10 protein-coding genes and 1 rRNA gene are annotated in these 8804 nt (G+C 41.1%); 6 read left to right on the forward strand and 5 right to left on the reverse strand.

Translation table 11 applies throughout. The annotated features are described in order from the left end of the window. Positions 1–8: 8 nt before the first annotated feature. The gene (locus F973_RS00520; RefSeq protein ID WP_034432029.1) at positions 9–575 is read right to left on the reverse strand and encodes a phosphorylase family protein; all 567 of its coding nucleotides are present in this window, start codon (positions 573–575) and stop codon (positions 9–11) included. A gap of 184 nt (positions 576–759) precedes the next feature. Here F973_RS00520 and ribF point away from each other — a divergent pair, with 184 nt between their 5' ends. The 5 genes from ribF to F973_RS00545 all read left to right on the forward strand — a co-directional run bounded on the left by ribF (position 760) and on the right by F973_RS00545 (position 6323). Next, on the forward strand, positions 760–1761 hold the full coding sequence (gene ribF, locus F973_RS00525) for a bifunctional riboflavin kinase/FAD synthetase (protein ID WP_004758657.1): 1002 nt from the start codon (positions 760–762) through the stop codon (positions 1759–1761). Positions 1762–1821: 60 nt separating this feature from the next. Further along, a complete protein-coding gene (gene ileS / locus F973_RS00530; protein ID WP_004758659.1) occupies positions 1822–4659 on the forward strand; it encodes an isoleucine--tRNA ligase in 2838 nt (945 codons plus the stop codon). Then, positions 4652–5182: a signal peptidase II gene (lspA, locus tag F973_RS00535; RefSeq protein ID WP_004675385.1), complete on the forward strand. Its 531-nt coding sequence runs from the start codon at positions 4652–4654 to the stop codon at positions 5180–5182. Before ileS ends, lspA begins: the two co-directional genes overlap by 8 nt. 1 nt (position 5183) lies before the next feature. Further along, on the forward strand, positions 5184–5666 hold the full coding sequence (locus tag F973_RS00540) for an FKBP-type peptidyl-prolyl cis-trans isomerase (RefSeq protein ID WP_004758661.1): 483 nt from the start codon (positions 5184–5186) through the stop codon (positions 5664–5666). 114 nt (positions 5667–5780) lie between these two features. Beyond that, positions 5781–6323, forward strand: a complete 543-nt coding sequence (locus F973_RS00545; RefSeq protein ID WP_004758662.1) for an NADPH-dependent FMN reductase — start codon at positions 5781–5783, stop codon at positions 6321–6323. Positions 6324–6531: 208 nt separating this feature from the next. Here the strand turns inward: F973_RS00545 and F973_RS00550 are convergent, their stop codons facing one another. After that, entirely contained in the window at positions 6532–6843 is a 312-nt protein-coding gene (locus F973_RS00550) for an ankyrin repeat domain-containing protein (RefSeq protein ID WP_004758663.1), read from the reverse strand. Positions 6844–6870: 27 nt separating this feature from the next. Further along, positions 6871–7011, reverse strand: coding sequence for a hypothetical protein (locus tag F973_RS14900; protein ID WP_155756440.1), 141 nt, complete (start codon positions 7009–7011; stop codon positions 6871–6873). Positions 7012–7097: 86 nt separating this feature from the next. Between F973_RS14900 and F973_RS00555 the strand changes: the two genes are divergently transcribed. Further along, on the forward strand, positions 7098–8060 hold the full coding sequence (locus F973_RS00555) for an IS30 family transposase (protein WP_004758665.1): 963 nt from the start codon (positions 7098–7100) through the stop codon (positions 8058–8060). Positions 8061–8145: 85 nt separating this feature from the next. On the opposite strand, the gene F973_RS00560 is transcribed toward F973_RS00555, so the two are convergent. Next, positions 8146–8580 (reverse strand): hypothetical protein, encoded by a 435-nt coding sequence (locus F973_RS00560; RefSeq protein ID WP_004758666.1) that lies wholly within the window; start codon positions 8578–8580, stop codon positions 8146–8148. A gap of 91 nt (positions 8581–8671) precedes the next feature. Continuing rightward, positions 8672–8786, reverse strand: a 5S ribosomal RNA gene (gene rrf / locus F973_RS00565). Positions 8787–8804 lie beyond the last annotated feature (18 nt).

Here is an 8804-nt window from a genome sequence, read left to right on the forward strand (position 1 = left end):
TTTTTTATTTAAAAATGGGTCTGGTATAAAGCTAATAATTTCTGCGCGCCCACCAGCAGATTTTCCTCCCAGTCCAGATGCGCAGTATCGTTGGCGCCATCGGTAATATACTTGACTGAAATCAGGCGCACCCCCAGCTTCTGACACACTTTAGCGAGGGCATAGGCTTCCATGTCTACCAGATTACAGGATACTTTTGGCTGTCCTGTTTCAAAGGAGTCACCTGTACCACAGATACCTTTAGGTAAATGTTCAAAATGCGGCTGAACATGGATTTCGGCAGGAATGTCCTCATCCATTGGGGTCACGCCCACGGCAAAACCTAGCGGTGACACATCCATGTCGCGTTGCACAAAGGTGATCACCTCAACCAGACTGTGGGCATCAAAATGTGGACTGCCTGCACTGCCCAGATTGATCAGGGTTTTACAGCCAGTTTTCTGAATCACTTCAAAGGCTTTAAACGCCGCATTAATTTTGCCAATGCCACTATAGTGAACCTGAATGCCTGCCTGCTCAAACAGACCCTTTGATTCATTCGGCAATGCCATAATTAAAGCAATCTCAGACTGCATCATGATCACCCAACAATTTAAAATGCGTAGTGTAGCGGATTATCCCACAGAATGAAGTAGGGTCAGCAATTGCCCTGACAACCCTTTCTGCGAATTTTTTGCTGATGAAAAACACAACAGCAAGACGAAACGCCGAGAATATGGCAATATATAGCCTTTGCAAAATTCACTGTATTCAACGCCCATGAAGTTGCTTCGTCTCAACGCATTATCGCCAGATTTTCAGCTCGCTCCAACTGCGGTCACAATTGGCAATTTTGATGGTGTTCATTTGGGACATCAGGCGATGATTGCCCAGCTTAAAACGCTGGCTGAAGCGCAAGGCTTAAAAACATTAGTGATGATTTTTGAGCCACAACCACTTGAATTCTTTAAAGGTTATGATGCCCCACCCCGCATCAGCTCGCTCAGAGAAAAAGTAGAATATTTAACTGAGCTTGGTGTGGACTACATTGCTGTAGCGAAATTTGACCAGCACTTTAGAAGCATGAATGCCACTGCCTTTGCCGATTTACTCAAAAATAAATTAAACGCACAAAGTCTGGTTTTAGGTGATGACTTTCATTTTGGTAAAGACCGTCAGGGCAACAGCGAGTTTCTACGCAAATATGGCTTTGATGTCACCAATTTAAATACGGTGGCACTGAATGGAGAACGAGTCAGTTCAACCCGTATCCGTCAGGTTCTACAGCAGGGCGACCTTGCTTTGGCGGCAAAGCTGCTGGGCCGTCCCTACAGCATTACGGGACGGGTGCAATATGGCGACCAGATTGGACGCACCCTTGATTTTCCAACCATCAATGTTCGTTTAAACCGTCATAAACCTTGTTTAAACGGCATTTATGCGGTGGATGTCGTCTGTGAAAATGCCTCACTCACAGCAAAAACAAAGCACACTGATCCTGCTTTGAACGGAATTACAGGCTATCAAGCTGATAGTTTGTTTGGTGCAGGTCATGTCGGAACACGCCCAGCCATCAAACAAGACCAGCCAGAATGGCGATTAGAGGTACATTTCCCCGATGTTTCTGCTAATCTGTATGGCTTATTGATGCGGGTAACTTTCCTTCACTATCTACATGGTGAACTGAATTACCCTTCGCTTGAAGCACTCAAAGCTGGGATCGATGATGATGTGCAAAAACTACGAGACTATCGTGAACACACAGCAGAATTTCCTTTTTAAATTTAAATTTCATTTGTAATACATGTCAGTTTAGACTGATAAAACTGGAAGAAAACTTGCATGAGCGATAAGCAAACTCCTGAAAATGCAGTGGATTATAAAGCCACACTCAATTTGCCTGATACTGAATTTGCCATGAAAGCAAATTTGGCTGTGCGTGAAGCCAAATGGTTAGAAGAGTGGTATGCCGACAACATTTATCAGCAGATTCGTGAATCGCGTATTGGCAAGAAAAAATATGTTCTTCATGACGGCCCTCCATATGCCAATGGTCAAATTCATTTGGGTCATGCTGTCAATAAAGTCCTTAAAGACATTATTATTAAAAGCCGTGTGATGGATGGCTTTGATGCACCTTATGTACCTGGTTGGGACTGTCACGGTCTTCCAATCGAACTGAAAGTTGAAGAAAAAGTCGGCAAAGTGGGCGTTAAAGTCGATGCTTCAACTTTCCGTAAAGCGTGTCGTGAATATGCCTACACCCAAGTCGAATTACAGAAAAAAGACTTTGTGCGTATGGGCGTATTTGGTGACTGGGATAATCCATACCTCACCATGAACTTTAAGCAAGAAGCAGACATTGTTCGTTCGCTTGGCGCAATTGCCAAAGCAGGTCATATCGAACCGGGTTTAAAACCTGTGAACTGGTGTTTAGACTGTGGTTCTGCGCTGGCAGAAGCGGAAGTTGAATACGAAGATAAAAAATCAGATGCAATTGACGTTGGTTTCACCGTTGTTGACCTCAAAGATTTAAGCAGTCGTCTTGGTGTAAATGTCCAAGATGTGACGGACATCGTGATCTGGACCACTACACCCTGGACACTGCCTGCCAACCAAGCAGTGGCACTCCATGCTGAAATCGACTATCAACTTGTTCAAGTACAAAGTGATCGTGGTACACAAAACTTTATCCTAGCCAAAGATTTAGTTGAATCAGCAATTGAGCGTTATAAGCTCGAAAATCCAGTGGTACTGGCTGATTTTAAAGGTTCAGCAATCGAGAATGTCTTATTACAACATCCTTTGATTACTGATCGCCAAGTGCCTGTGATCTTAGGTGAACACGTTATTGCAACCAGCGGTACAGGTGCAGTACATACCGCTCCTGGACACGGTGTAGACGACTATAAAGTAGGACTGCAATACAATCTAAAAGTCGATAATCCAGTCGGTGGTAATGGCGTATATTTACCAACTGCACCAATTTTTGCGGGTGAGCACATCTACAAAGCCAATCCAAAAATTATCGAAGCTTTGGGTGCTGTAGGTCGTTTATGGGCACATCAGCCAATTAAACATAGCTATCCACATTGCTGGCGTCATAAAACACCGATTATCTTCCGTGCAACACCACAATGGTTTATCAGCATGGATGCCAAAGGTTTGCGCCAAACGGCACTGAATGCCATTGAAAATGAGATCGAATTTGTACCTGATTGGGGTAAAAACCGTATTCACTCGATGATTGAAGGTCGTCCAGATTGGTGTATCTCACGTCAACGGACTTGGGGTGTGCCAATCCCATTCTTTGTACACAAAGATACCAATGCTTTGCATCCTCGTACGCCTGAATTGATCGAAGAAGTTGCTCAACTGATCGAACAAGAAGGGATTGATGGTTGGTACAACCGTGATGCCAGCGACTTCATTGGTGCGGATGCTGAACAATATAATCCCGTACGCGATACTTTAGACGTTTGGTTTGACTCAGGTACAACACATTACGCAGTATTGCGTGAGCGTGAAGAATTACAAGATCCAGCAGACTTATATCTTGAAGGTTCAGACCAACATCGTGGCTGGTTCCAATCATCGTTGTTAACTTCAATTGCAATCAATGAACGTGCGCCATATAAAGGTCTTCTCACCCACGGTTTCGTGGTCGATGAGAAAGGTCGTAAAATGTCTAAGTCATTAGGCAACATCATTACCCCACAAGATATTATTAAAGATATGGGTGCTGATGGTTTACGTTTCTGGATTGCATCTGCTGACTATCGCTATGAAATGACGGCTGGTAAAGAAATCTTTAGCCGCGCATCAGATGGTTATCGTCGTATTCGTAATACCTTACGTTTCCTATTGGCAAACCTGAATGGCTTCAAACCATCAACTGATGCTCTACCTGTAGATGAATTGATTGCATTGGATCAATACATCTTACAACGTGCTGCTGAAGTGCAGAAAACAATTCAGCAAGCCTATGAAGAGATGAATTTCCATATTGTGACCAATGCATTGACCAACTTCTGTATTAATGATTTAGGTGGCTTCTATCTCGACATCATCAAAGATCGTCAGTACACCACCAAAGCGGATTCACAAGCCCGTCGTTCTGCTCAAACAGCGCTGTATCATATCGTGCAAGCCTTTGTTCGTTGGATGTCTCCAATTTTAAGCTTTACCGCACAAGAAGCTTGGCCATTGATTCCTGAACAGACAGGTAAATATGTGTTTACTGCTGAATGGTATGACATTCCAACTGCATCAACAGCAAACTTACTGTCAGAAGCAGATTGGCAAACATTGATTAGCGTAAAATCAGCAGTAAACAAACAGATTGAAGCAGCGCGTAACGCTAAACTTGTCGGTAGTAACTTATCTGCAAAAGTTGAACTTTGGGCAGATGAAGCATTACAGAAATTGTTAAACCAATTGGCTGATGAATTACGTTTTGTCTTGATCACTTCTCAAGTCATCGTTCACCCTTACGCTGAACAAGGTGAAAACACGGATCTCCCAGGATTACGTGTCCAAGTCTCCGCAGCAGATGGTGAAAAATGTGTACGTTGCTGGCATGTATTGCCAGATGTAAATACACACGTTGGTCATACTGGATTATGCGCTCGTTGTATCGTCAACGTCACTGGCAGTGGCGAAGTGAGAAAGTATGCCTAATACACAAGCAAAAACAGGCTTGTTTCAATTTTATCCGCACAATTTACTTTGGCTCGGGCTATCGGTCCTTGCCATTGTGTTGGATCAATGGACTAAATGGATTGCCAGCTCGCATTTAAATTATGCTGATCCCGTTCCAGTGCTACCTTTTTTAAACTGGACCTTACTGCATAATCATGGCGCAGCATTCAGCTTTTTGTCAGATGCGGGTGGTTGGCAACGTTACCTGTTCACCTCTTTAGCAGGCGTAGTCTCGGTTATTTTCATTTTCTGGCTGATGCGTATGCCTAAGAAAATGATCGTTCTACCTATGGCAATTTCCTTGATTCTAGGTGGTGCAATTGGCAATCTGATTGACCGTGTTAGCTTAGGTTATGTGGTCGATTTTATCCACGTTTACTACCAAAACAGCCATTTCCCAGCATTCAACCTTGCCGATAGTGCGATTACCTTAGGAACAATCCTGCTACTTATTGATACTTTCTTCCTTGAAAAGAAACGTATCCAAAATGCGGATGCATAAGATGACTGAAATTATCCAACCAAACGAAGAAATTCGTATTCAAGATGGCTCAAAAGTCGACTTGCATTTTTCTGTTTCAATCGAAAATGGTGTTGAAATTGACAACACCCGTAACCGTGAAGAGCCTGTAAGTCTGGTCATGGGTGATGGCAGCTTATTGCCAGGATTCGAAAAGGCTTTATTTGGTTTACGTGCAGGTGACCGCCGTACCGTACACCTCCCGCCTGAAGATGCGTTTGGACCTTGGAATCCTGAAAATATCCAAACTTTCGATACCGTGAAATTTGAACAACGCCCTATTGTTGGTCATATGATTGAGTTTGAAGACAAGGCCAAGGCAACACTTTTTGGTGTAGTAAAATCGGTCAATGATGACATCACCGAAATTGATTTTAACCACCCGCTTGCAGGTAAAAACATTACCTTTGAGGTTGAAATCTTTAAGGTCACCCCTGCTGGACAACAAGGCGTTCAATTGATGTAACACAAAAGCTCTCAAATGAGAGCTTTTTTAATCAATAAACAATTATAAAATCATTTAGGTTCATCCAATTCCATTAAAAAATCAATCCAACATCAGAAATATAGGAATCCACCCATGCTTATTTATATTATCGTTGGCAGTGTTCGTGAAAACCGAACCGCAATTAAGGTTGCCAATTGGCTACATCAAGAGATTGGCAATTTTTCCTTACAAGACATCCAAACAGAAATTATTGACTTAAAGGAATGGGATTTACCAATTTTTGCAGGTGCCCACCCACCCGCGACTGGAATCTATGATCAACCGAAGCAACAGCAATGGGCAGATAAAATTGCCACGGCAGATGCATTTATTCTTATCAGCCCTGAATATAATCATGGCTACAGCCCAGCCCTTAAAAATGCACTGGATTACATTGGTAAAGAATGGCAGGGTAAACCCGCAGCATATATCGGCTATGGTTCAACCAATGGTTCACGTTCGATTGATCAAATCCGTCAGGTAGGTACACAACTTGGACTGATTGATTCCAATGCCATTCTTGAAATCCGAGATATTTTTAGACGAAACCAAACAAAAGCTTTTGAGGCAAATGAATTTGAAATCAAGACACTCAAGGCCATCATTGAAAAATTACAGAAATATCATTTGGCATAAATGTAAGCTTAAACGTACATTAATCAGAGTCATTGACGAATATACGGCTATCAACTTTAATTTTAATATACACATTATAGAGAGACAGGAAGTCTCATTCAGAACAACAAGATGCACAGGATGTGTTTGTTTATAGGTAATAAACTGAATATGAAGAAGCCCCGTCAGAATGATGGGGCTTTTTTTATCTATCATTTTTAAACGCGATTTAAAGACTTTTAAGATAAGCAACCACTTCGCTATGCTCTGCCATTTCAGCAAGCTGTAATGCTGTATATTCGCCTTTATACGCGACATTTGCTCCTTTACTCACTAGTAGCTTCACCACAGCTAAATTGTCATTTTCAGCAGCTGCTTGTAATGCGCTATAGCCTTCATCATCGGTCTGGTTGGGATCTGTACCTGCTGCCAATAATTGCTCGACTTGTTCCACATCACCGAGTGATGCCCAATACACTAGTTCAGGAAGATGGAGTTCTGCATCATCTTCTGGAATTGGAGAGATTGAGTTAAGTTTCATAATAATTCTCTTTAATAACCTTTCAAATTAATAATTCTCAACGATAAATTCACCATGAGATTCAGCAACAAGAAGTTGAACCACATTTTCACGTGTCTCTAGAACCCATACACCTGTAAATTCTGGTGTCCGTATTACAGTAAAATACAACGCAGATTCAAATCCCAAGTGCAACACATTTGTAGTTAGTTGAAAAAGTTAGGTGTATTCATAGAATCATTAGACTTTTTCAACTCGTAATTGGAAAGCACACAATGAAGAAATACACCCAACTTTCTCAAGATGAAAGATACGAAATTTATGCTACTTTGAAAAGTAAAAGTTCAATCGCTACCCTTGCTCGGGAATTAGGACGTTCACGATCAACCATCTACCGTGAATTAAAAAGAAATACTGGGCAACGTGGATATAGAGCTCAACAGGCAGCTAAATTTGCAAGTCAAAGACGGTACCGTCCTTCATCATCAATGACAGCATTTGCCTTCGCTTATATTGATTATTTGATTGGTTTGGACTGGTCACCCGAACAAATTTCAGGTGCTTTAACACAACGCGGTTGGCTGGATGTACCTTCACATGAGTGGATTTACCAGTACATTTATCAAGATAAATCAAAAGGCGGTAAACTTCATCTACATTTAAGGCATCAGAAGAAATATCGAAAACGCGGTTACAAAAACACGGATCGTAGGGGTCAAATCATTGATAAAACAAGTATTCACTGCCGACACCAGGTCATTGATCAACGACAACGTTTAGGAGATTTCGAAGGTGACACGGTGATTGGTAAACATCATAAAGGTGCTTTATTGACTCTCGTTGATCGAAAGAGCCTGTATGTACATATTGTTCATTTAGGGCCAACAAGAGCATCCTCTCAAACGATTACTTGTGCATTAGATCGTTTACAAATGAGCCATGCTTATAGTGTGACATTTGATAATGGCAAAGAATTTTCCGAACACAAAAGAATTACTGATGCTGGCATAGAGACGTATTTTGCTGATCCTTACAAGTCTATTCAGCGAGCTAGAAATGAAAATACGAATGGTTTAATCCGTCAATATCTGCCAAAATCATCATCGTTTGATGACGTGTCAAAGGAACAAATAGAGCAGATAGAATTTGCACTCAACCATCGTCCTAGAAAAACCCTAGGTTGGTATACACCGAGTGAAGTTATGGCTGGTTTTTATACTGTTGCACTTGCCGCTTGAATCCGCCCAACTTAAAAAGATCACGGATGGAACTTATACCATCCCTTACTACTAAAGCAAAATCTTCCCATTCTTTATTGTTTCCCTAAGGATTATCGGCGTGTAAATATTTTCCTAATCGATCATACAATTTAATAAACTGATTTTTGTCAAAGAATTTTCCTATTTTTCTATTAAAATGCCAAGTCCCATTCTCTAACTTTTTAGGTGGTAACAAAGGTATAGGGTAAAAGTCAGAATTTATTCCACTTAAAGCTTTTAAAATTGAGCTAGCTTTATAAGCTTTTGTATAGTCAGGATTTTTATCAGCTTGAGCACGATATTCTTGATATTTGATTTTATTTGGGGCGATCGAAGCTAAAGCAAATATTTCTAATGCTTTACGTAAATGTAATATTGACGATTCTAAATCTAATAAATCTTTAATTTCGAAATATGACTCTATAAGACTTTCACACTTCTGTAATCTAAAAAGTGCCTCATTTACTTTATCAGTATAAATTTTTTGTAAATCTTTCATTTCAATATCTGTTTAAAATTCAAACAATATATTACTTTCGCAATAAAAAACACCCTCTCTGCTTTTGCGGAGGGGGTGTTTAGTATTTAAAAGCTGGCGATGACTTACTCTCACATGGCAAACGCCACACTACCATCAGCGCGAAGAGGTTTCACTTCTGAGTTCGGGAAGGGATCAGGTGGTTCACTCTTGCTATTGTCGCCAGCAAACTGTTGTGGTGTTTT

The sequence above is a fragment of the Acinetobacter sp. CIP 102129 genome (assembly GCF_000368305.1).
GTDB classification, from domain to species: domain Bacteria; phylum Pseudomonadota; class Gammaproteobacteria; order Pseudomonadales; family Moraxellaceae; genus Acinetobacter; species Acinetobacter parvus.

What these genes read in the sequence shown, in the direction of transcription:
- F973_RS00520 (WP_034432029.1), bottom strand. Translation starts at nt 575, where the DNA reads ATGCAGTCTGAGATTGCTTTAATTATGGCATTGCCGAATGAATCAAAG.
- ribF (WP_004758657.1), top strand. Translation starts at nt 760, where the DNA reads ATGAAGTTGCTTCGTCTCAACGCATTATCGCCAGATTTTCAGCTCGCT.
- ileS (WP_004758659.1), top strand. Translation starts at nt 1,822, where the DNA reads ATGAGCGATAAGCAAACTCCTGAAAATGCAGTGGATTATAAAGCCACA.
- lspA (WP_004675385.1), top strand. Translation starts at nt 4,652, where the DNA reads ATGCCTAATACACAAGCAAAAACAGGCTTGTTTCAATTTTATCCGCAC.
- F973_RS00540 (WP_004758661.1), top strand. Translation starts at nt 5,184, where the DNA reads ATGACTGAAATTATCCAACCAAACGAAGAAATTCGTATTCAAGATGGC.
- F973_RS00545 (WP_004758662.1), top strand. Translation starts at nt 5,781, where the DNA reads ATGCTTATTTATATTATCGTTGGCAGTGTTCGTGAAAACCGAACCGCA.
- F973_RS00550 (WP_004758663.1), bottom strand. Translation starts at nt 6,843, where the DNA reads ATGAAACTTAACTCAATCTCTCCAATTCCAGAAGATGATGCAGAACTC.
- F973_RS00555 (WP_004758665.1), top strand. Translation starts at nt 7,098, where the DNA reads ATGAAGAAATACACCCAACTTTCTCAAGATGAAAGATACGAAATTTAT.
- F973_RS00560 (WP_004758666.1), bottom strand. Translation starts at nt 8,580, where the DNA reads ATGAAAGATTTACAAAAAATTTATACTGATAAAGTAAATGAGGCACTT.